General features: G+C 69.1%; 20 protein-coding genes and 1 riboswitch. Of the genes, 5 read left to right on the top strand and 15 right to left on the bottom strand.

Annotated features, from left to right (window positions below; genetic code table 11):
• Positions 1–31 precede the first annotated feature (31 nt).
• Positions 32–1156, top strand: a complete 1125-nt coding sequence (locus tag NWF34_RS09275) for an NAD(P)/FAD-dependent oxidoreductase (protein ID WP_258324777.1) — start codon at positions 32–34, stop codon at positions 1154–1156.
• A 74-nt stretch (positions 1157–1230) separates the two neighbouring features.
• Here NWF34_RS09275 and NWF34_RS09270 read toward each other — a convergent pair whose 3' ends face one another.
• The 6 genes from NWF34_RS09270 to NWF34_RS09245 all read right to left on the bottom strand — a co-directional run bounded on the left by NWF34_RS09270 (position 1231) and on the right by NWF34_RS09245 (position 5215).
• Positions 1231–2199, bottom strand: a complete 969-nt coding sequence (locus tag NWF34_RS09270; RefSeq protein ID WP_182372218.1) for an oxygenase MpaB family protein — start codon at positions 2197–2199, stop codon at positions 1231–1233.
• Between the two features lie 89 nt (positions 2200–2288).
• Positions 2289–3023, bottom strand: a complete 735-nt coding sequence (locus NWF34_RS09265; RefSeq protein WP_182372217.1) for a VOC family protein — start codon at positions 3021–3023, stop codon at positions 2289–2291.
• Entirely contained in the window at positions 3020–3349 is a 330-nt protein-coding gene (locus NWF34_RS09260; RefSeq protein WP_005199984.1) for a hypothetical protein, read from the bottom strand. Before NWF34_RS09260 ends, NWF34_RS09265 begins: the two co-directional genes overlap by 4 nt.
• 53 nt (positions 3350–3402) lie before the next feature.
• Positions 3403–3624, bottom strand: a complete 222-nt coding sequence (locus NWF34_RS09255) for a DUF3263 domain-containing protein (RefSeq protein WP_005199985.1) — start codon at positions 3622–3624, stop codon at positions 3403–3405.
• Between the two features lie 212 nt (positions 3625–3836).
• Positions 3837–4934: a DUF475 domain-containing protein gene (locus tag NWF34_RS09250; protein WP_258324776.1), complete on the bottom strand. Its 1098-nt coding sequence runs from the start codon at positions 4932–4934 to the stop codon at positions 3837–3839.
• A complete protein-coding gene (locus tag NWF34_RS09245; protein ID WP_258324840.1) occupies positions 4931–5215 on the bottom strand; it encodes a hypothetical protein in 285 nt (94 codons plus the stop codon). The genes NWF34_RS09250 and NWF34_RS09245 overlap by 4 nt, the downstream gene beginning before the upstream one ends.
• Positions 5216–5499: 284 nt before the next feature.
• Between NWF34_RS09245 and NWF34_RS09240 the strand changes: the two genes are divergently transcribed.
• Positions 5500–5844, top strand: coding sequence for an RNA polymerase-binding protein RbpA (locus NWF34_RS09240; protein ID WP_005199988.1), 345 nt, complete (start codon positions 5500–5502; stop codon positions 5842–5844).
• A gap of 72 nt (positions 5845–5916) precedes the next feature.
• On the opposite strand, the gene NWF34_RS09235 is transcribed toward NWF34_RS09240, so the two are convergent.
• From NWF34_RS09235 to NWF34_RS09215, 5 genes are all read right to left on the bottom strand, one after another.
• Positions 5917–6738 (bottom strand): polyprenol monophosphomannose synthase, encoded by an 822-nt coding sequence (locus tag NWF34_RS09235; RefSeq protein ID WP_119032316.1) that lies wholly within the window; start codon positions 6736–6738, stop codon positions 5917–5919.
• Between the two features lie 8 nt (positions 6739–6746).
• Positions 6747–8429 (bottom strand): apolipoprotein N-acyltransferase, encoded by a 1683-nt coding sequence (lnt, locus tag NWF34_RS09230; protein ID WP_258324775.1) that lies wholly within the window; start codon positions 8427–8429, stop codon positions 6747–6749.
• Positions 8426–10066 (bottom strand): amidohydrolase, encoded by a 1641-nt coding sequence (locus NWF34_RS09225; RefSeq protein ID WP_143932177.1) that lies wholly within the window; start codon positions 10064–10066, stop codon positions 8426–8428. Before NWF34_RS09225 ends, lnt begins: the two co-directional genes overlap by 4 nt.
• Positions 10067–10130: 64 nt before the next feature.
• Positions 10131–10655: an FxsA family protein gene (locus NWF34_RS09220; protein ID WP_024498041.1), complete on the bottom strand. Its 525-nt coding sequence runs from the start codon at positions 10653–10655 to the stop codon at positions 10131–10133.
• A 103-nt stretch (positions 10656–10758) separates the two neighbouring features.
• Positions 10759–14412, bottom strand: a complete 3654-nt coding sequence (locus NWF34_RS09215; RefSeq protein WP_258324774.1) for a cobaltochelatase subunit CobN — start codon at positions 14410–14412, stop codon at positions 10759–10761.
• Positions 14413–14465: 53 nt separating this feature from the next.
• A riboswitch (cobalamin riboswitch) is annotated at positions 14466–14538 on the bottom strand.
• Positions 14539–14616: 78 nt separating this feature from the next.
• Here NWF34_RS09215 and NWF34_RS09210 point away from each other — a divergent pair.
• From NWF34_RS09210 to NWF34_RS09200, 3 genes are read left to right on the top strand one after another with little or no spacing between them, the layout of a single operon-like run.
• On the top strand, positions 14617–15798 hold the full coding sequence (locus NWF34_RS09210; protein ID WP_258324773.1) for a nitrite/sulfite reductase: 1182 nt from the start codon (positions 14617–14619) through the stop codon (positions 15796–15798).
• Positions 15799–15811: 13 nt separating this feature from the next.
• A complete protein-coding gene (locus NWF34_RS09205) occupies positions 15812–16435 on the top strand; it encodes a precorrin-8X methylmutase (RefSeq protein WP_258324772.1) in 624 nt (207 codons plus the stop codon).
• A 2-nt stretch (positions 16436–16437) separates the two neighbouring features.
• Positions 16438–18033 (top strand): precorrin-2 C(20)-methyltransferase, encoded by a 1596-nt coding sequence (locus NWF34_RS09200; protein WP_258324771.1) that lies wholly within the window; start codon positions 16438–16440, stop codon positions 18031–18033.
• Here the strand turns inward: NWF34_RS09200 and NWF34_RS09195 are convergent.
• The 4 genes from NWF34_RS09195 to NWF34_RS09180 are packed head-to-tail and all read right to left on the bottom strand — an operon-like array spanning position 17986 to position 21519.
• Complete coding sequence (locus NWF34_RS09195; protein ID WP_024498046.1) at positions 17986–18729, bottom strand: cobalt-precorrin-6A reductase; 744 nt, start codon at positions 18727–18729, stop codon at positions 17986–17988. The genes NWF34_RS09200 and NWF34_RS09195 overlap by 48 nt on opposite strands.
• A complete protein-coding gene (cobM, locus tag NWF34_RS09190) occupies positions 18726–19499 on the bottom strand; it encodes a precorrin-4 C(11)-methyltransferase (protein ID WP_024498047.1) in 774 nt (257 codons plus the stop codon). Before cobM ends, NWF34_RS09195 begins: the two co-directional genes overlap by 4 nt.
• Entirely contained in the window at positions 19496–20755 is a 1260-nt protein-coding gene (gene cbiE / locus NWF34_RS09185) for a precorrin-6y C5,15-methyltransferase (decarboxylating) subunit CbiE (protein WP_258324770.1), read from the bottom strand. The genes cobM and cbiE overlap by 4 nt, the downstream gene beginning before the upstream one ends.
• The gene (locus NWF34_RS09180) at positions 20752–21519 is read right to left on the bottom strand and encodes an SDR family NAD(P)-dependent oxidoreductase (protein WP_258324769.1); all 768 of its coding nucleotides are present in this window, start codon (positions 21517–21519) and stop codon (positions 20752–20754) included. Before NWF34_RS09180 ends, cbiE begins: the two co-directional genes overlap by 4 nt.
• Between the last annotated feature and the right edge of the window lie 59 nt (positions 21520–21578).

Below are 21578 nucleotides of genomic sequence, written 5' to 3'. Positions count from 1 at the left end.
GACTGATCGAGCGATGAGAAGGGAGAGCCCGGTGGAACGGACCGATTGCCTGGTGGTGGGCGGCGGCATCGTGGGTCTGGCCGTGGCCCATGCGGTGGCGGCGACCGGGCGCGAGGTGGTCGTTCTCGAGGCCGCCGACTCGGTCGGCACACAGACGACCTCGCGAAGTTCGGAAGTCATCCACGCAGGTATCTACTATCCCGAGGGCAGTCTGAAGGCGCGGTTGTGCGTGCGGGGACGCGAGCTCCTCACCCGGTACTGCGACGAGCACGGTGTTTCCTGGCGTCGCCCGGGCAAGCTGATCGTGGCCGTCGACGACGCCCAGACGGGCCGGCTCGATGTCCTGCTCCGGCACGGACACACGAACGGCGTCGGCGACCTGCGACGGATCGACGGCGTCGAACTCCACGAGCTGGAGCCAGACGTGCAGGGTGTGGCCGCCCTGCTGTCACCGTCGACCGGGATCGTCGACGTCGACGGGGTGGTCGGCGCCCTGCGCCGGGACCTCGAGTCTGCGGGCGGAGCTGTCGCGTTGCGCAGCAGGGTGATCGGCGGGCGCGTCGACAACGGCGGAGTCACCGTCGACACAGCCGAGGGTGGGTCGGCGTCGGCGCGCGTGCTGGTGAACTGTGCCGGACTGGGTGCGTGGGACGTGGCCCGATCGCTGGACGGGTTCGACGGTCCGGTCCCGCCGCGTCGCCTGGCGAAGGGCAACTACTTCGGATTGTCCGGTGCACGAGCGCCATTCCAGCACCTGGTGTACCCGGTGCCGGTCGATGGCGGTCTGGGGGTGCACTTCACGATGGACCTCGTCGGCGCGGCGCGGTTCGGTCCGGACGTCGAGTGGTTGGACGGTGATTCTGACGCTGGAGATCTCGACTACTCGGTCGACGAGACACGCCTGGCCGACTTCGAGGGATCGATCCGCCGATACTGGCCCGGATTACCCTCCGGCGCACTGGCTCCCGCGTACGCCGGCATCCGACCCAAGACCAGCGGCCCCGGCGAGGCGGCCGCGGATTTCGTCATCGACGGGCCGGCCACGCACGGGCACGCCGGGCTGGTCAATCTGTTCGGCATCGAGTCGCCCGGGATCACGTCGTGCCTGGCAATCGGCGAGTATGTGGTCGGGTTGATGGGCGGTGAGGCCCGGTGAGCGCTCACGATTTCCGTACGCGCTCACGATTTCCGGGTGAGCGGGAACGGAACTCGTGATCGCGACCGCCGGAGCTACGTGGCGTATTTGTAAGCGGCGCTCTGCTTCTCGCGTTTCTTCATGGCCTGGATCGCGTCGTGGTGGCGACGAGCGTGGTAGGCCAGCGGGAAGTAGATCGCACGCTCGGGCAGGGTGCGGTAGGCGAACCGCAGGCGGCGGTGGATCTTCTCGAGGTGGCGCTGCTCCTCGTCGGTCCAGGTCAGGCCGAGGATCTCGCGCACGCGCGGATCCATGACGCCCACGGTCGTGAGGTAGTTGAAGTCCTGAAACGGGACCGATGCGGTGGCGGCGACCTTCTTGACGGCCGGGCGCAGCGCCTTGGGCACCGCCTTCGGCACCGGCGGGGCGGCACGCATCTGCTCGATGAGTTCGATGGCGACCGGGTGGCGGACCAGCTTGTTCTCGATGAAGTCGTCGAAGTACTCGTCGAACTCCTCGAGGGTCTCCGGGTAGCCCTTCATCGGGACCTGGACGATCTTGGCGATGCGACGGTTGTCGCGCAGCAGTTCCTTGCGCTCGTCGAGGGTGAACTCACGCCCGAGGACGAGCGGCGCGGCGGTGGTCATGGTCGGGAACGCGGTCGCGATGACCCACGCGTAGGCCTCCGGGTTGAGCGCGCTGATGTGCTTGCCCTCGGCGTTGCGCATCTGCAGCGGCTGGTGCAGCTTCCGGAGGCGGTGCCCCTCGGCGATGGCTTCCTGACCGCCGTAGGTCCAGCGCAGCACCGAGTCGGCGGACCGGATCGCACGCCCCACCGGGTCCGTGCGGAACACCGAATACTTGCCGACGACGTCGCCGATCACCGGGTGCATCACCTGCATCACGAACGCCGCACCGTTGATCGGCAGGAACGTGTAGAGACCGGTGAGCTGCGCGGTGAGCGAGTCGGGTGGGATCAGCTCGATCTCGTCGTCGCGGTGGTTGATCAGGCGGTCGGTGTCCTCGAGTGCGGCGGCCGCCTGCTCGTCGTGTACCGCGGTCATGGTGCCCCCAACGTGGTTTTCGAAAGCTATTTCGACAACATTCGTAGTCAGATTACCGTAGGGGGCGTCGAAAACCCAGGTTTCGATGCTCAGACAGGGCCGATGATGACCGTGCGGGTGCCGAGGGCGCGCTCTCGCACGGTGAAGATGCGGGTGCCCTTCTTGCGGCCGGTGCGGATCTCGCTGAGATCCAGGCCGCCCGAGCGCAGACGCGCGTGGGTCGCCTCGACGTCGGTGGACCGCCAGGCGACACCCCACAGCGAGGTCGCGGCTGCGGTGGGCGGCTCGGTCGAGGTCACCGCGGTCACAACCTCGACGATGAGGTCGCCGGCACGGAAGAACAGCTGCCGGGCGTTGTCGCCGATCGGCTGATCGAGCCGGAAATCCAGGCCGAAGACGCCACCGAACAGCGCGACCGCCCGATCGCGGTTGTCGCAGGTGAAGACGAGGTGGTCCATCCCGGTCACGTCGGTGGCATGTGCCGACTCCCCCACGGCTTCGCGGGCGGTGACGCCGAGCGGGGTCGTCTCCCCGGTCACCCCGAGCGGCGACTCGACGACCGGGAAGCCGCGTCGGGTCAGCAGCCGGTGCATCGACGCGACATCGTCGACCGTGAAGTACACGCGGTGGCCGGCGTCCGCGTCACCCTCCTCGACGAGTCCCTGACGCAACCGGAGCTCGGTGTTACCGAGAACCACTCCCGGCGAATCGGGATCGGGCGCCCCGGAGAGGCCGAGAAGGATCTCGTGAGCACGGGCGGCGAGAGCAGGATCGGCACAGACGAGTTCGACGGTCGCGGTCGGGAACGGATTCGGCGGGATCACCGCTTCTTCTTACCCTTTCGCCTGCGAGGTGCCGGTGGGGCGGGCCGGTACGTCAGCTGCGCCGAGCTGGTGATGTGCCAGGCGCCGCACGTGCACTCGTAGTAGCGGAGAGACAGGGTGCCCAGTGCTCGCCGCTTGATGCGGTCGATGCCGTCGAGCGCATCGGCCGGCGACGAGAAGGGAAGCTTGTCCGGCGTCGGACACTCGGCCGTCTCGATCCGACGTTCCGATCGTGCCGCGGGGCGTCGGTGCATCAGCTCGTGAAACGCCGTCCGAGCCTCGATCTCGCGGTAGAACGATTCGAGATCGTCGTCGGAGAAGGGCACGGCCCGATTATCCCCTCACCGCGGATCGACGGCAGAACGCGCCCGGTGCGCGACTAGCGGGCCATCCACAGACGACGGCGGATGACCTCACGCATGCGTCGCAACTCGGCGGCGCTCAGAGCCTCCGGCGGATCGGCGTCGACGATCCGGTTGAGCTCGGCGAAGAAGTCTCGATCAGACAGCCCGAACTCCTCGATGATCTGCTTCGACGACCCGCCGCCCAGCGGGTACCAGTACTTCTCGAACTGGATCATCTGCTGCTGCCTGTCGTTCATTCCACCTCCAAATGTGCTGTTGCGACGTCGCGTCGGGACGGAAGCCCGGCGGCGCGAAAGTATGGGATCGTGCGTGACGCACATCACCGCCGTCGTCCTTTCTACACCTGTCGTCCGACAGTTGGGAGGACGAGACCCAGGGTGATTCGAATGTGTCTCAGAACGTTCACCGGAAGGTCATGAATTCCCGGCAAACCCCACTCGGGGAGACGTCAGGCGTTCACCGAGGACTGGGTCTCGGCGCGCCGGGAGTCGCGTCGGTTCGCGCGGATGCTGCTCGCCAGCGAGGCCCCGATGAACGCCACTCCGACGAGGCCGGTGACGATCTCGTCGATGTGATACTCCACGCCCAGGAGCAGGATGACGGCGAGCGCGCCGATCGCCCAGTGCGCCCCGTGCTCGAGGTACCGGTACTCCCCCAGCGTGCCCTTGCGCACGAGGTAGATCGTGATGGACCGGACGAACATCGCGCCGATGAAACCGAGGCCGAGAGCGATGATGATCGGATCCGAGGTGATCGCGAAAGCGCCGATCACGCCGTCGAAGGAGAACGACGCGTCGAGCACCTCGAGGTAGAGGAAGAGGAAGAACGCAGCCTTGCCGGTCGCCTTGGTCGCAGGGGTCGGGCCCGGTTCGTCGTGGCCCGGCCCGTCGGACATGAACAGCGAACTGAGTCCGTCGACGGTGATGTAGGTGACCATGCCGAGGATTCCGGCGACCAAGACCGTGGCCCGGATGTCGTCGGCAGCGAGGAACTCGCCGCAGAGCACGAGGGCGATCGACGCGAGCACGACCGGCAACTGGTCGAGCTTGCCGATCTTGGCCAGCGGACGTTCGAGCCACGTCAGCCAGGTGCGCTCCCGTTCGGTCAGCACGAAGTTGAGGAACAACAGCAACAGGAACATCCCGCCGAACGCGGCAATCTGCGGATGCGCGTCGGTCAGGATCGTCTCGTAGCTGGGTTGCCCGTCGGCGAAGTAGGCCTGCCCCTCCGGCGGAGGGTTGGTGGCCAGCCGCAGCGCCTCGGCCGGGTTCAACCCGCCGGTGATCCAGACGATGAGCAGCGGGAAGAGCAGGCGCATACCGAACACGGCGATCAGCACACCCACGGTCAGGAACATGCGCTGCCAGAACGCGGACATCCGCTCGAGGATCGTCGCGTTGATGACGGCGTTGTCGAAGGACAACGACACCTCGAGCACGCCGAGGATCGCGCACAACGCGAGCCCGGTCCAGCCCAGGTAGAGATACGCGATGGCCAGCGCCACCACCGAGACGACGGCGGACAGGCCGAAGATGCGGGCGATCACCGTAGCTTCTCGGCTTCCTTCGCGAGTTCGAGCAGAGTGTCGGTCAGCTCGGCCAGGACGTCGTGGTCGGCACGTTCGGCGACCGCGGTGCCGAGGTCCTCGGCAGCGCACCGCAGAGCGAACATGCGGTCGCCGAAGTCGGCGGCCTCGGCGGCCGACAGGATCACGGCGTCGGTGGGAATGGAGGTGCCCTCGAGCAGCGTTCTCTGTTCGTAGGCGCGTTGCCTGCACGAACGCTTGCAGTATTTGCGCCGCCGGCCGAGTTCGGAGTCGACCATCATCGACCCGCACCACGCACAGTTGTACGGGCGACGCCGGTGATGGGAGACCTGTTCCACATCGGAGACCGTACCCCGATGGGACGCCCGGAAACCGGGGTGGCACGTCGGGCGGCCGCCTCGGGTCAACACGGGTCGTCGGCGGGTGGCGAACCGCCATCGACATTGCGCGTAGAATGTTCCTGTTGACGACTCAGTTGGCTGCGTTCGAAGGTGAACGCCGCGTGAACACAGCTGATAGATCCGGCAAACTGAGAAATCTGACGAAGCTTTGAGAGGAACTGTTCATGGCAGATCGAGTACTTCGGGGTAGCCGCCTCGGCGCGGTGAGCTACGAGACCGATCGCGACCACGACCTCGCGCCGCGTCGCATCGTCCAGTACCGCACCGACAACGGTGAGATCTTCGACGTCCCCTTCGCCGACGACGCCGAGGTGCCGTCGAAGTGGCCGTGCAAGAACGGCATGGAAGGCACGATCCTCGAGGGCGCAGAGCCCGAGGAGAAGAAGACGAAGCCGCCGCGCACCCACTGGGACATGCTGCTCGAGCGTCGTAGCGAGGAAGAGCTCGAGGTGCTCCTCAACGAGCGTCTCGACCTGCTGAAGCAGCGTCGCAAGGGCATCGCGCACTGAGCCCCACCGCTTGACAGACAGATCGGCCCGGCAGGAACACCTGCCGGGCCGATCCGTTTGTCTGGTGCTGAGCTAGGAGTTCTTGACGATCCCCAGGCGCTCGAGGCGGCTCTGGATTCCCCAGCGCGCGACCATCGTGAAGGCCTCCGACATGACGCCACCACTCATCTTGGAGACGCCCAGCTCGCGTTCGGTGAACGTGATCGGCACCTCGCGAACGTCGAAACCGGCGCGCACTGTCCGCCAGGCCAGGTCGATCTGGAAGCAGTAGCCGGCCGACTCGACCGTGTCGAGCTGGATCTTCTCCAGCACGCTGCGTCGGTAGGCGCGGAAGCCGGCGGTGATGTCGTGCACCTTGGCGCCGAGCGCGACGCGGGCGTAGGTGTTGGCACCGCGCGAGAGGAACTCCCGATGCTTGGGCCAGTTCACGAGTTTGCCGCCGGGGACGTACCGGGAGCCGATGACGAGGTCCGCGCCGTCGTTGATGGCGTCGAACAGGCGGTGCAGCTGCTCCGGTGCGTGACTGCCGTCGGCGTCCATCTCGACGATGACCGGATAGTCGCGGCCCAGGCCCCACGCGAAACCGGCGAGGTAGGCCTTGCCGAGGCCGTCCTTCTCCTGGCGGTGCAGCACGTGGATACGACCGGCCTGCTCGTCCTTGAGAGCGAGTTCCTCGGCGACCTCACCGGTGCCGTCCGGACTGGAGTCGTCGACCACCAGCAGGTGCACGCCGGGCAGGGCGGCCTGGAGGCGTTCGACGATCACGGGCAGGTTGTCGCGCTCGTTGAACGTCGGCACGACGACCAGTGCGCCCGCTCCGTCGGCGCCGACCACCGGCTGCGGCGCGTCGCCTGACTGCCGCTGTCCTGCCGAGGCGTCAATCCCCGATGCCATCGAGCTCCTTAAATGTCACCGGACGCCCGTGCGGCGTCCCTGCGTGGCTTGAGTGTGAACCTAGTACGCGAGGCCAGCGCAAACAAAAGACCGGCCACGGCCACGACGATCGCGAGGACCTCCGGCCACATCCCGAGACGGGTGGCGAGGGTCGTCCCGTCGTGGAGCGGCAGCGTGCTGGTCAGCACATCCGAGGCGAAGACGCCGGATTGTTCGGTGATCGAGCCGTCGGCGTCGATGATCGCGCTCACACCGCTGGTCGCGGCGACGACCACAGCACGTCCGTGTTCGACGGCACGCACCTGCGACATCGCCAGCTGCTGGTACGTCATCTCGGTGCGACCGAAGGTCGCGTTGTTGGTGGGAACGAACAGCATCTGTGCCCCGTCGCGGATGGACTGGCGCGCCGCGCGGTCGAAGGCGACCTCCCAGCACGTCGCGACACCTACGGTGACCTCACCCGAGCGGCCCGGCACGTCCACGACGGTGGGACCGGTGCCCGGCTTGAAGTTGCCGGCCATGTCCGCATACGACGAGAAGAGACGGAAGAACGAGCGCCAGGGCAGGTACTCGCCGAACGGTTGCACGATGTGCTTGTCGTAGCGGTCGACCGGTCCCTTGTCCCCGTCCCAGACGAGCACCGAGTTCGTCGGGCGTCCGTCGGAGTTGCGGATCAGGGTGCCGACGAGGATCGGGGCGCGGACCGCCTCGGAGGCGGCGGTGATCTCGGCGGCGGCATCGGCGTTGTCCAGCGGTGAGATGTCCGAGGCGTTCTCCGGCCACAGCACGAAATCGGGCGGGGCGGCGAGGCCGGCGTCGATCGCCTGGGCATAGCCGATGGTGGTGCGCACATGGTTGTCGAGCACGGCACGACGCTGTGCGTTGAAGTCCAGGCCGAGTCGCGGCACGTTGCCCTGGACCGCCGCGATGTGCACCGACTTCGACGAGATGGTGCGGTCGATGGTGGCCGGGGTCAGCGCGATCGCCGCCACGGGTGCGAGCAGCGCGATGGCGACGGCGAGCGTCGCGACCCGCACGAACCCCGACGGCTGGTCACCGGTGAGCGCCGCCGCCGATCGGGCGGACCGGCGATAGGCGGAGACCAGGATGATCAGCAACCAGGCGACCGACGCGCCGAACAGCGCGACGCCGGCGGACAGCCCGGGGGCGCCCAGTAGGGATGCCAAAGGCAGCAGCGGCCCGTCGACCTGGCTGAAAGCAGTTCTCCCCCACGGGAACCCGCCGAACGGGAACGCCGATCGCACGGCCTCGACGAGCACCCAGGAGAGCATGAACCAGACCGGCGGGACCGGGAGTCGCATGGTGACGGTGGCGATCGCGCCGAACAGGGCGAGGTACCCGGACAGCAGCACCGACAACGCGAGCCACGGTAGCGGCCCGACGTAGACACCGATCCACGGCAGCAGCGGGATGAAGAAGGCGAGCCCGAAGACGAAGCCGACCCATGCACCCGTGCGCACCCGCGGGCGCCGCACGTACAGCGCGGTGAACAGCACACCCAGCCCGAAGACCGCGAGGAACCACCAGTTGCGGGGCGGGAAGGCGGCCCACATCGCCAGACCGGCGACGATCGCGGCCAGGGTACGGAGACTCCAGTCCCAGGTCAGGGTGAAGCGACGTGCACGCGCCTCGGTCTCCTCGTCGGACGTCATCGTGTCGGTGGTGTTCACCCGGCGTCCCGGTCGTAGAGGACCTGTCCGCGGTGCACGGTCCGGACGCACCGCGGCAGCTCAGCTCCCGGGGAGACGTCCGGCAGGGCGGGCACGCGCGAACGCGGGTCGGTGGACCAGCGTTGCACCTTCTCGTGGGAGCCGGCCACGACGAGGTCGTCGACCTCCCACACGGCGTAGCTCGCGGGCGCTCCGGGGGTCAGGGTGCCGGTGAGGCCGTCGTTGATGCCGCCGGCGCGCCAGCCGCCGCGGGTGGCCGCCGCGAAGGCGCCGCGTGCCGAGATCGCGTTGGTGGGCTGGTGATGGTGGACCGCGGCACGGATCGTCGACCAGGGGTCGATCGGCGTGACCGGAGCATCGGACGAGAATGAGAGCGCCACACCGGTTTTCGCGAGCATCGCGAAGTCGTTGAGGGTGGCCGCGCGGGCCTTGCCGAGCCGGGCGTCGTAGAGGTCGCCCGCACCGCCCCATTCGGCGTCGAAGTGCGGTTGCATGCTGGCGATGACGCCGCAGCGGGCGAGGACCTCCGCGTCGCGGGCGGTGACCATCTCGGCGTGCTCGAGCCGGTGGGCGCAGCGGGCGATCGCCGGGGTGCCCAGCTCGTCGGCGAGTTCGGTGAGCGCGGCGACGACGGCACCGGTGGCGGCATCGCCGATGACGTGGAACCCGGACTGGATACCGGCGAGCGTGCAACCGCGGAGGTGATCGCGGATGGTTTCCATGTCGAGGTAGCTGATGCCGCGGGTGTCCGGGGCGTCGGTGTACGGCTCGTTGAGCCACGCGGTGTGTGATCCGATCGCGCCGTCGATGAAGAGGTCGCCGCCGAGGGCGTGGGCGCGGGTGATGGTCATGAGCTCGGCCGCGTGATCGGCGTCGGTGACGGTCTGTCCCCAGTAGCGGCGGATTTCGACGGGGTGGTCGAGGTCGGCGATCGCCAGGAAGTCGTCCATGCCGCTGATGTCGGGGCCGCCGTTCTCGTGGACGGCGACGACCCCGTGCGCGGCGGCAACGTCGAGCGCACGTCGCTGCGCCCGCTCACGATGTGCGGCAGTGACGAGGAGACGGGCTGCACCGCGGACGAGATGATGCGCCTCGGCAACGAGCGGCTCTTCCGGGTGGTAGCCGACGGCGTCCGCGAGCTCCGGCACCAGGCGACGGAGAGCGGTCGAGGCGACCGCGGAGTGCTCGTCGACCCGGGCGAGGTACACGGGGCGGGCGCCGACCACGGCGTCGAGTTCGCTGGTCGTCGGGAAGCGGCCGTCCTCGGGTTCGGGGCCATCCCAGGTCGAGTCGTCCCAGCCGAGACCCCAGAGCAGGTCACCCTCCTCGTGGCCGGCCGCGGCGTCGTCGGCGATCGTCTTCGCGACGAGTCGCAGACAGTGCGTCCGGCTGGTCGCCTCGTTGAGGGTGAGACCGTCGAGCGAGAGCCCGGTCGACGTGAGGTGCACGTGCGAGTCGACGAAACCCGGGCTGACGAACAACCCGTTCAGGTCGATGATCTCGGCATCCGGGTGGAGGGCCCGGCCGATGTCATCGGTGCCGACCCACACCACCACCCCATCGGTGATGGCCATCGCGGTCGCGTCGGGGGCGGCCGCCGAGTACACGGCACCGCCGAGGAGCAGTTGGGTTGCCACGATCGTTCAGTCTGCCTTGCCGTGAGTGAATGTGGCCGAGAGGGGTAGGGCGGACGGTCCCAGGTCAACGAGTGGGTGGGAGCTGCGGGGTGGTCATCTGTGGAGATGCCGCGCCGAAGCCTGTTTCGGGCGTGTCCGACTCGACAACCGTGCCATCGACGACGGTCGCGCCACCTCCGCGGATTCCGCCGCCGTAGATGCCGGTGGCGTACAGGCCCGCGCGGTCCATCGCCGTGGCCATCCGCCGCGCTCCCACGGCCACCACGACCGGACGCATCACCTTGCGGGTCGGCGGGAACAGCAGCAGGATGCCTGCGACGGTCGACACGACCCCGGGGACGACCAGCAGGATCGTCGACGTGGCGACCAGGGCGGTGTCGGCGAGCGGGGCCCGGGCGTCCACCTCGTTGTTGGCCGCCCGCCGGAGCTCGCCGAAGACCTTGCGGCCCTGCCAGCGCAGCGTCAGGAACCCGAGGACGCCGGCCGCGATACTGATCAGCACCGCCCAGCCGAACCCGAGTGTCACCGCCATCGCCACGAAGGCGGCGATCTCCAGCAGCGCATACACGGCGAAGTAGCGGAGTGCCATGGTCGTCTCACCTGTCTTTCGGTGCCTTGTGGGCACCCTCGGTGTCAGGGTCTGGCGGTGTAACGAACGAGGCGGCGATTTTTCTCCCGAAGGGTCGAGAGGCTCAACCAGCAGGCGTCTCGCCCCGGGCCTCGATGTCACCCTCGGTCTGCAGGTAGACGTTGCGCAGCGCGTCGAGGAGTTCGGGGGGTGGTTCGCGCCACATGTCCCGTTCGACGGCCTCGAGCAGCCGTTCGGCGATCCCGTGCAGCGCCCAGGGGTTGGACTGCTGCATGAATTCCTGGTTGGTCTCGTCCAGGACGTAGGACTCGGTGAGTTTCTCGTACATCCAGTCGGCGACGACGTCGGTGGTGGCGTCGTAGCCGAAGAGATAGTCGACGGTCGCGGCCATCTCGAAGGCGCCCTTGTATCCGTGGCGCTGCATCGCCGAGATCCAGCGCGGATTGACGACGCGGGCCCGGAAGACGCGGGCGGTCTCCTCGGACAGCGTGCGGGTGCGCACCGAATCGGGCCGGGTGCTGTCGCCGATGTAGGCCTCCGGCGAGGTACCGGTCAGCGCGCGCACGGTCGCGACCATGCCGCCGTGATACTGGAAGTAGTCGTCGGAGTCGGCGATGTCGTGCTCACGGGTGTCGGTGTTCTTGGCGGCCACCGCGATCCGTCTGTAGGCGGCGCGCATGTCGTCGACCGCGGGCACACCGTCGAGACCGCGACCGTAGGCATAGCCGCCCCACTCCGTGTACACGCGCGCCAGGTCCTCGTCGCTGCGCCAGTCGCGGGAATCGATGAGTTGCAGGATTCCGGCACCGTACGTTCCGGGCTTGGAGCCGAAGACGCGGGTGACGGCGCGACGACGGTCGCCGTGTTCGGCCATCGACGCACGGACGTGGGCGGCGACGAAGTTCTGCTCGTCGGGTTCATCGGCGGCAGCGGCAAGCGCGACCGCGTCGTCGAGCATCGCCACCACATGAGGGAAGGCGTCCCGGAAGAACCCGGAGATGCGGACGGTGACATCGATGCGCGGGCGCCCGAGTTCGGCGAGGTCGATCGGTTCGAGATCGACGACGCGGCGCGACATCTCATCCCAGACCGGCATCACGCCGAGCAGGGCGAGGACCTCGGCGACGTCGTCGCCGGACGTACGCATCGCACTCGTCCCCCACACCGACAGCCCGACCGACGCCGGGTGGTGGCCGTGGTCGGCGACGTAGCGTTCCAGCAGCGAGTCGGCCATTGCGCGGCCGGTCTCCCACGCCAGCCGCGAGGGCACGGCCTTCGGGTCGACCGAGTAGAAGTTGCGGCCGGTCGGCAGGACGTTGATCAGTCCGCGCAGCGGGGATCCGCTGGGGCCGGCGGGGATGAAGCCGCCGTCGAGGGCGTGCAGTACGCGGGGCACCTCGCCGGAGGTCTGCCGCAGGCGAGGAACCACCTCGGTGGCCGCGAATCGCAGGACGTCACCGACCGCGTCGGGCAGCCCGGCGGCGGCCTCGGCGACGGCGGCCGGCGACCAGTCGTCCTTCGCGCACGCGGCGACGAGGTCGCGGGCCTGCACCTCGACGGCATCCACGGTCCCGCGTTCGGCGGTCCCGTCCTCGACCAGGCCGAGCGCCTCACGGAGTCCGGGGAGCGCGGACGTGCCGCCCCACAGCTGCCGGGCGCGCAGCATCGCGAGAACGAGGTCGACCTCGGCGTCGTCGCGCGGCGCCTCGCCGAGAACGTGCAGGCCGTCGCGGATCTGGACGTCCTTGATCTCGCACAGCCAGCCGTCGACGTGCAGCAGCATGTCGTCGAAGACCTCTTCGTCGGGACGTTCGGTGAGCCCGAGGTCGTGGTCCATCTTCGCGGCGGTGAGGAGCGTCCAGATCTGCTGGCGGATCGCGGGCAGCTTCGCCGGGTCGAGGGCGGAGATGTTCGCGTGTTCGTCGAGCAACTGTTCGAGCCGGGCGATGTCGCCGTAGGACTCGGCACGGGCCATCGGCGGGATCAGATGGTCGACGAGCACCGCGTGGGCCCGACGCTTGGCCTGCGTCCCCTCCCCCGGGTCGTTGACGAGGAACGGGTAGATGAGCGGGAGGTCGCCGAGCGCGGCGTCGGTTCCGCAGTTGGCCGACATGCCGAGGTTCTTGCCCGGCAACCATTCGAGGTTGCCGTGTTTGCCGACGTGCACGATCGCGTCGGCTCCGAAACCGGCCAGGTGTCCGTCGGACTGCAGGGCGGCGATCCACCGATACGACGCCAGATAGTGATGCGACGGGGGCAGATCCGGGTCGTGGTAGATCGCGACCGGATTCTCTCCGAAACCGCGCGGCGGCTGCACCATGATGGCGATGTTGCCGAAAGTCAATGCGGCGACGACGATGTCGCCGTCAGGATTGGCCGACCGGTCGACGAACAGCTCGCCCGGTGCCTCGCCCCAGTGTTCGACGACCGCACTGCGCAGATCCTCCGGCAGCGTGTCGAACCACGCGCGGTACTCCGCGGCGGGCAGCCGGATCGGATTGGCGGCGAGGGTCTCCTCGGTCAGCCAGTCCGGGTCCTGTCCGCCGGTGGCGATGATCTCGTGGATCAGCGCATCCGAATCGTCTTCTGCCAGGCCGGGTATCGCATCCGGCCCCGATTGCGGTCCGAGGTCGTAGCCGGCCGCACGCAGCGCGGCGAGAAGCCGGAGCAGGCTGCGCGGGGTGTCGAGGCCGACGGCGTTGCCGATGCGTGCGTGCTTCGTCGGGTACGCCGACAGCATGATGGCGATGCGCTTGTCCGCGACGGGGATCCGGCGCAGCCGTGCGTGCGACACGGCGATACCCGCCACCCGGGCACAGCGTTCGGGATCCGGCTGGTACCACGGCAGGCCGTCGTCGTCGAACTCCTTGAACGAGAACGGGACCGTGATGATCCGGCCGTCGAACTCCGGCACCGCGACCTGCGTCGCGACATCGAGTGGTGAGAGACCGTCGTCGCTCGCCTCCCAGTCCGCCCGCGAACCGGTGAGGCAGAGGCCCTGCAGGATCGGGATGTCGAGGGCCGCGAGCCGTTCGATGCTCCACGCCTCGTCGTCGCCGCCGGCCGACGCGGTCGCCGGGGTCGCTCCCCCGGCGGCCAGGACGGTGACCACGAGGGCGTCGGCCGTGCCGAGCAACTCGATGAGGTCGTCGGGTGCCGTGCGCAACGAGGCACAGAACACCGGCAACGACCGGGCGCCGCGGTCCTCGATGGCGCGACAGAGGGCGTCGATGTAGCGGGTGTTGCCGGCCAGGTGCTGGGCGCGGTAGTAGAGCACCGCGATGGTGGGCGCGTCCGATGCCGCCTCTTCGCTCGCCGCACGCTCCAGGATTCCCCAGGCGGGCGTCTGTTGCGGTGGTTCGAACCCGTGACCGGTGAAGAGCACGGTGTCGGAGAGGAAGTGGTGCAGGTTGACCATGTTCGCGACGCTGCCGGCGGCGAGATAGTCGTGGGCCTGGGCGACGACACCGGCCGGCACCGACGAATGCGCCATCAGGTCCGGGTCCGGCTGCTGTTCGCCCGAACAGACCACGAGTGGTTTCCCGGTCGCCTCGACCGCCGCGAGTCCCTCTTCCCAGGCGCGGGTACCGCCCAGGATGCGGACCACGATCAGGTCCGCATCGGCGGCGAGCGCCGGGATCTCGTCGACGAGGATCCTCGAAGGATTGGCGCCGCGGACGCTCACCTCGGAGTTCGCATCGCTCGCGGCCGCCGCGGTCAGCAGATCGGTGTCCGAGGTCGAGAGCAGCAGGATCATCGTTTCTCCTCGCCGGGTTGTCGCGCCCGGTGTGTCAGGTGTGGGCGAGGGACTGGTCTGGCTGGGGCCCCGGCAGGACCGAAACCCATCACAGTGGCGCGACCGCGCCGGATTCTCACCGGCTTCAGCCCGCTCGCGGTTGGGTCTCAGCCTACGGCGGCCCATCCGGGAACCCCTCACCTGGGCCGGTCGTACGCTTGTGGGATGACCGAGGCGCCGGACCCCGCCCCCGAGACAGCGATCCGAGAGTCCACGGACCGCTGTCCCGGCGTGTTCAGCACCCACGCGGCGCAGGACGGTGCGCTGGCCCGAATCCGGCTCCCCGGAGGCCGGATCCGGTCTGATCAGCTCGCCACCCTGGCCCAGGCGTCGGCCGCCCACGCCGACGGGTTCCTGGAGCTGACCGCCCGCGGGAATCTCCAGTTGCGCGGGATCACCGACGTCGGCGCCGTGGCCGACGCCGTGGTGACCGCCGGACTCGCACCGAGCTCGTCACACGACAAGGTGCGGAACATCGAGGTGAGCCCCCTGACCGGGCGCATCGGCGGCATCGCCGACGCCGGTCCGCTGGCCGCCGCTCTCGACGATGCCCTGCGTGCCGATCCCGCGGCGACCTCGATCTCGGGACGCTTCCTGTTCGGGTTCGACGACGGCCGAGGTGACATCCGGCACCGCGGCGCCGACGCGTGTGCGGTGGTGCGCGCGGCGGAGCCCGTGGTCGCCGACATCCTGGTCGGTGGGGTCGCCGTCGGATCCGTCGACGGTGTCGACGGGATCGTCGACGCCATGATCGGGGTGGCGGCCGGCCTGAACGAGGTGGCTCCGGGTGCGTGGCGCATCGGTGACCTGGGCGCCGAGGACCGGGGCCGGCTGGAGAGGCTCGTCGCGGCGAGCCTGGCACCGGTTGTCGGATCCGACGACGACGCCGTGCCGAACCCGACCGAGCCGATCGTCGGCTGGTTCGACCAGGACGACGGGTCGGTGTTGCTCGGATCGGTCGTGGAACTCGGACGCCTGCCCGCACGTCTCGCCGAGTTCATCGCCGCGGTCGAGTCGCCGGTCGTGTTCACCCCGGACCGTGAGATCCTCATCTGCGACCTGGGCGAGGGTGTCGCCGAGACCGTGGTGCGGGTTCTCGCGCCGATGGGACTGATCTTCGACGCGAACTCGCCGTGGGCGAGGGTCAGCTGCTGCGTCGGCGCCCCCGGCTGTGCATCGGCCCAGGCCCCGGTGCGCGAGGACCTGCTCGTGCATGTCGAGGCAGGACTTCCGGTGGGTGATCGCGAGCACTGGGTCGGTTGTGAGCGGCGCTGTGGCTCCCCCGCCGGCCCGCATCTGTCGGTGCAGGCCACGCCCGACGGCGGTTACGACCGACGTCGCCGCTAGGCTCGTGCGCACCATGACCGAGTACTTGCGCGACGGCGCCGCGATCTATCGCCAGTCCTTTGCGACGATCCGGGAGGAGTCGGATCTGTCCGCCTTCGCCCCTGACGTGGCGACCGTGGTCGTACGGATGATCCACGCCTGCGGACAGACCGACCTCACGCGCGACGTCGTCGCGACCCCCGGGGTCGTCCGGGCGGCCCGCGGGGCGCTCGAAGCCGGGGCACCGATCCTCTGCGACGCGTCGATGGTGGCCTCCGGCATCACCCGCAAGCGGCTGCCCGCCGACAACGAGGTGCTCTGCCACCTCTCCGAACCCACCCTTCCCGCTCTGGCCGAGGAGATGGGGACGACGAGAACCGCTGCCGCCCTACAGTTCTGGTTGCCTCGCCTCGACGGCGCGGTCGTCGCGATCGGCAATGCCCCGACGGCACTGTTCGCACTGCTCGACATGATCGACGAGGGCGCTCCCCGCCCGGCGGCGATCGTCGGCGCACCCGTCGGCTTCGTCGGTGCCGCGGAGTCCTGCGAAGCCCTCGCCGCCCGCACCGACCTCGAGTTCATCACGGTCACCGGCCGCCGGGGCGGGTCGGCGATCACCGCCGCCGCCGTCAACGCGCTCGCCACCCCCCAGGAGTGAATGTGCCTGCAGTCGTGAACGAAACAACTCCGCAACGAACAGGCGATCAGGGCAAGCTCTGGGGAATCGGTCTGGGCCCCGGCGACAGCGAGCTGATGACCGTCAAGGCCGCGCGAGTGATCAGCACGGCCGACGTGGTCGCGTATCACTGTGCGCGGCACGGCAACAGCATCGCACGCTCGGTCGCCGAACCGTACCTGCGCGACGGGCAGACCGAAGAGCGGCTCATGTACCCGGTCACCACCGAGACCACCGACCATCCCGGTGGCTATCAGGGAGCGCTCGACGACTTCTACGCCGACAGCGCGGAACGGCTGGCCGTCCATCTGCGCGCCGGCCGGGACGTGGTCCTGCTCGCCGAGGGGGATCCGCTCTTCTACAGCTCCTACATGCACATGCACAAACGGCTCTCGCCGCACTTCGATGCGGAGATCGTGCCCGGGGTGACCTCGGTCAGCGCGGCGTCGGCGGCCACCGGCGTGCCGCTCGTCGAGGGCGACGAGACACTCACGGTGGTGCCGGGCACGGCGTCGACCGAGGAGCTGCTCTTCCGTTTCCGGTCGGCCGATGCCGTCGTGGTGATGAAACTGGGCCGCACCTTCGAACGGGTGCGAGAGGCGTTGCGGGAGGCGGGCCGGCTCGACGAGGCGTTCTATGTCGAACGGGCCTCGACCACCGTCGAGCGAGTGCTTCCCGCATCGGAGGTGAATCCGGCTGAAGTGCCGTACTTCTCGATCCTCGTGATTCCCGGGCGACGGAACAATCCACGCTTCGAGGCGGAGCCGGTACCAGGCGAACTCGTGGTCGTCGGCCTCGGGCCCGGTCACGACAGTTGGACCACGCCGGAGGTGCGCACCGAACTGGCCACGGCCACCGACCTCGTCGGCTACACGACCTATCTCAAGCGGGTGACGCCACGACCCGGTCAGCGCGTCCACGCGAGTGACAACCGGGTCGAGTCCGAACGTGCCGAGTTCGCACTCGATCTCGCCCGACGGGGTGCGCGCGTGGCGGTCGTGTCGTCGGGTGATCCCGGCGTGTTCGCGATGGCGGCCGCGGTGGCCGAGGTGGCCGCCGAACCGCAATGGCACGACGTCCCGGTGCGGGTGGTTCCCGGTGTCACAGCGGCCACCGCGGTGGCCGCTGCCGTCGGGGCGCCTCTGGGCCACGACTTCGCGGTGATCTCGCTGTCCGACCGGCTCAAGCCGTGGTCGGTGATCGACCGTCGCATCCGTGCCGCCCTGGCAGCCGACCTGGTCATCGCCATCTACAACCCCGGATCGGCGAGCCGGGCATGGCAGGTCGGAGCCCTCAAACACACTCTTCTGCAGACGGTTTCGCCCGACCGCGTCGTCGTCCTCGGTCGCGACGTGGGCGGTCCCGAGCAGACGCTGACCACGACCACGGTCGCCGACCTCGACCCGGACGTCGTCGACATGCGGACACTGCTCCTCATCGGTTCCTCGGCCACCCGGGTGGTGCCCCGGGCCGCGGGTCCCCTGGTGTTCACGCCCCGACGGCACACTCCGGCCGATGAGCCGGAACAGGTTTCAGCCGAGCAGCCGCTCGAGCCAAGCCTCGGCGGCAGCGACGTCTGAGACCGCCGGAACGTCGGGTTCGGTCGGCCGGTCGACGACGATCACCTCGATGCCCAGGGTTGCGGCGGCGTCGAGTTTCGCCTTCGTGAGTGATCCGCCGCTGTTCTTGGTGACGAGCAGGTCGATCCGGTGCTCCCGGAGCAGGGCCAGTTCGGAGTCGTAGTCGTAGGGCCCGCGCGAACGCAGGATCTCTCTGCGCGCAGGGAGTTCCGAGGTCGGCGGATCGACCACCCGGATCAGGAACCACACATCATCGACATCGGCGAACACGCCGACGTCCTGACGTCCCGTGGTCAGAAGAACTCGCGTGCCGCGGCGTCGTACCTCGTCGGCGGCAGCGGCGAGATCCGGTACCTGTACCCAGTGGTCGGATTCGGTCGGGACCCAGGGTTCACGACGCAGGCGGAGCAGCGGCACACCGAGGTCGGACGCGGCCTGCGCAGCGTTGCGGGTGATGGTGGCCGCGAAGGGGTGGGTGGCGTCGACGACGGCGTGAATACCATTGCCGCGCAGCCACTCCCGCAATCCTTCGACACCGCCGAAGCCGCCGATCCGGACCGGACCGACCGGCAGTCGCGGATCGGCGACGCGCCCGGCGAGTGAGCTGATGACGGACCACCCCGCCTCGGTCAGGGACGCTGCCAGCGCCCGGGCCTCGCCGGTGCCGCCGAGGATGAGGATCTGTTCGTCGGTCATCGGTGCGGTGTCTCGCGGAGTTTGGCCATCCGGGCGTGGGAGTACAGGTAGCTGTCGGTGACCTCGGGATGTGCCGCCGCGTCGAGGACCCGGCCGACGAAGATGACCGCGGTCTTGCGGATGTCGGCGGCCTGGAGGGTCTCCGGCAGTCGATTCAGCGGGCAGCGCACCACCTGCTGGTTCGGGCGGCTCGCGAAGGAGACGGTCGCCGTGGGACATTCCGGCCCGTAGTGCGGTGTCAGCGCATCGACGATCTGCTCGGCCCGGTGGGCGGCCAGATGCAGGGCGAGCGTCACGCCGGTCGCGGCGAGACGTGCGAGATCCTCGCCGGCGGGCATGTCGGTCGACAGCGTCGACACGCGGGTGATGAGCAGGCTCTGCCCAACACCCGGGACGGTCAGTTCGGTGTCGAGCGCAGCGGCGGCCGCGGCGAAGGCCGGTACCCCTGGCACGATCTCATACGGAATACCCCGGGCACGGAGTTCTCGTTGCTGTTCGGCCAGCGCCGAATAGATCGACACGTCGCCGGAATGCAGGCGGGCGACGTCGTGTCCGCGATCGTGGGCGGCGACGATGTGGTCGACGATGTCGGACAGCGGCATCCGCGCGGTGTCGACGAGGACGGCATCGCCGGGACACGATTCCAGCAGCTCGTCGGGTACCAGCGACCCCGCGTACAGACAGGTGCGGCACTCCCCCAGCAAACGCGCGCCGCGCAGCGTGATGAGGTCGGGCGCCCCGGGTCCGGCGCCGATGAAGTAGACGGTCACGACGTGAGCCCCGTTTCTTGCGCTGGGTCGTCTTTGGTTGCGGCCCACTGGATGATCGGTAGCGCCGGCCGCCAGGTGGTCATGGTCCCGAGGGGTGCGACGGTCTCCACGGACAGACGCCGCAGGGTGCCGCCGCGTTCGGCGTGCCACCGGACAAGGATCTCCTGGTTCTCCACGGTGACGGCGTTCACCACGATCCGCCCCGACGGTCGCAGTGCGTTCCACGCGGCGGTCAGGACCTCGTCGTCGAGGCCGCCGCCGATGAACACCGCATCGGGAGACGACGCGTCGGCGAGGGCGTCGGGCGCGGCGCCTCGTAGCGACAGGCGATGACCGACGCCGTGCCGGCGCGCGTTGCCCGTCAGCCGTTCGGCGCGGTCCGCGTTCTGTTCGAAGGAGATCGCCCGACCTCGCTCGTCGGCGCGCAGCCATTCGATGGCCACGCTTCCGGACCCGGAGCCGATGTCCCAGAGGAGTTGCGGCCCTGCGGGTTCGAGCGCCGCCACGGTGACCGCCCGGATGGTGGACTTGGTGATCTGACCGTCGTGGGCGTAGGTGTCGTCCTCGCGACCGGGCATCCGGCTGCGACGCGGTCCGACACACTCGACCGCCACGATGTTGAGCGGGTCGACGGCAGGGTGCGCCCAGGATTCGGCGGACGCGGACCGGATGCGCTCGTCCGGTCCGCCGAGTTGTTCGAGCACGGTCAGCGTCGAGGCGCCGAATCCGTTGTGCACGAGGAGGTCCGCCACGGCTGTCGGGGTCGTGGCGTCTCGGCTGAGGACGAGGAGACGTCCTCCGCCGGTGGCCTCGGTGAGAGCCACCTCGGGATCGGCGGTCACGGCACTGACGATCCGCGTCGTGGCAAGGTCCCACCCGAGACGCGCGCATGCCAGGCTCGCGCTCGACACCGCCGGGAACACCTGCACTCGATCGGCCCCCACACGGGCGACGATGCTCGCACCGACGCCATGGAACATCGGATCGCCGCTGGCCAGGATGTGGGTGCGTCCGGTGCTGTTCGCGAGCACTTCGGTGAGGTGTTCCGACATCGGCGACCGCCACGGCTCCCGCGCGCCGGCAAGCTCGTTCGCCCCGTCGTCGAGGAGTGCGAGTTGCCTTGGTGCACCGTAGATCACCTCGGCACCGCGGAGTTCCTCGCGTGACATGTCGGCCAGTCCGCGCCACCCGTCGGCACCGATGCCGACGATGACGAACCGCGCTGCGGCGGCCGAGTCGGCCGGTGTGGATCTCATCGCGGCAGTCTCCGCCAGACCGCGCGTGGGAGCAGACGCATGCCGAAGAAGACCGGCCGCAACGCCGCCGGGATCCAGACCTCACCGCGGCCCCGGCGATACGCGCGGGCAACCGCGTCGGCGACCTGGTCGGGGGTCTTCGACATGGGTGCGGGCTTCACCCCGGACTCCATCAGCTCCTTCGTCATCGCGCCGATCACGAAGCCGGGACGGGCGATCAGCATTCGGACGCCGGTGCCGTGCAACGAATCCGACATGCCACTGGCGAAGCCGTCGAGGCCGGCCTTGGTGGAGCCGTACACATAGTTGGCTCGGCGCACCCGGATTCCGGCGACCGAGGAGAAGACGATGATCGTGCCCGAGCCCTGTTCTCGCAGCGCGGCGGCGAGCGGGATCAGCACACTGACGTGTGCGTAGTAATCCGTGTGCGCGATCTGCAGGGCATGCGCGACATCGGCTTCCGCGCGGGCCTGATCGCCGAGGATCCCGAACGCGATGATCGCGATCCCGATCGGTCCGAACTCCATGACCAGGGAGGCGATGAGGCCGGGATGACTGTCGGTGTCGTCGGCGTCGAAGGCCACGGTGTGGACGGCCGTCGCGCCCGCGTCGAGCAGCAGCGCGGTCTCTCGGGCGAGGTCGTCGGGCCGGCGCGCGGCGAGCACGACCGTCCTGCCCTCGGCCAGGCGTTGCGCCGTGGCCACACCGATCTCACTCCGTCCGCCGAACAGGACGAGCGAACCCGGAGATGTGTCAGACGCCATGCACAGCAGTATCGCACCAGCCCCGGCCCGCCCCGGCCACCCCACCGGCGCTAGCGTGG

It is taken from the genome of Gordonia sp. GONU (assembly GCF_024733855.1).
GTDB lineage: Bacteria > Actinomycetota > Actinomycetes > Mycobacteriales > Mycobacteriaceae > Gordonia > Gordonia amicalis.
Note: the sequence above shows the minus strand (reverse complement) of the source record. Positions and strands in the feature narration are given on the sequence as shown.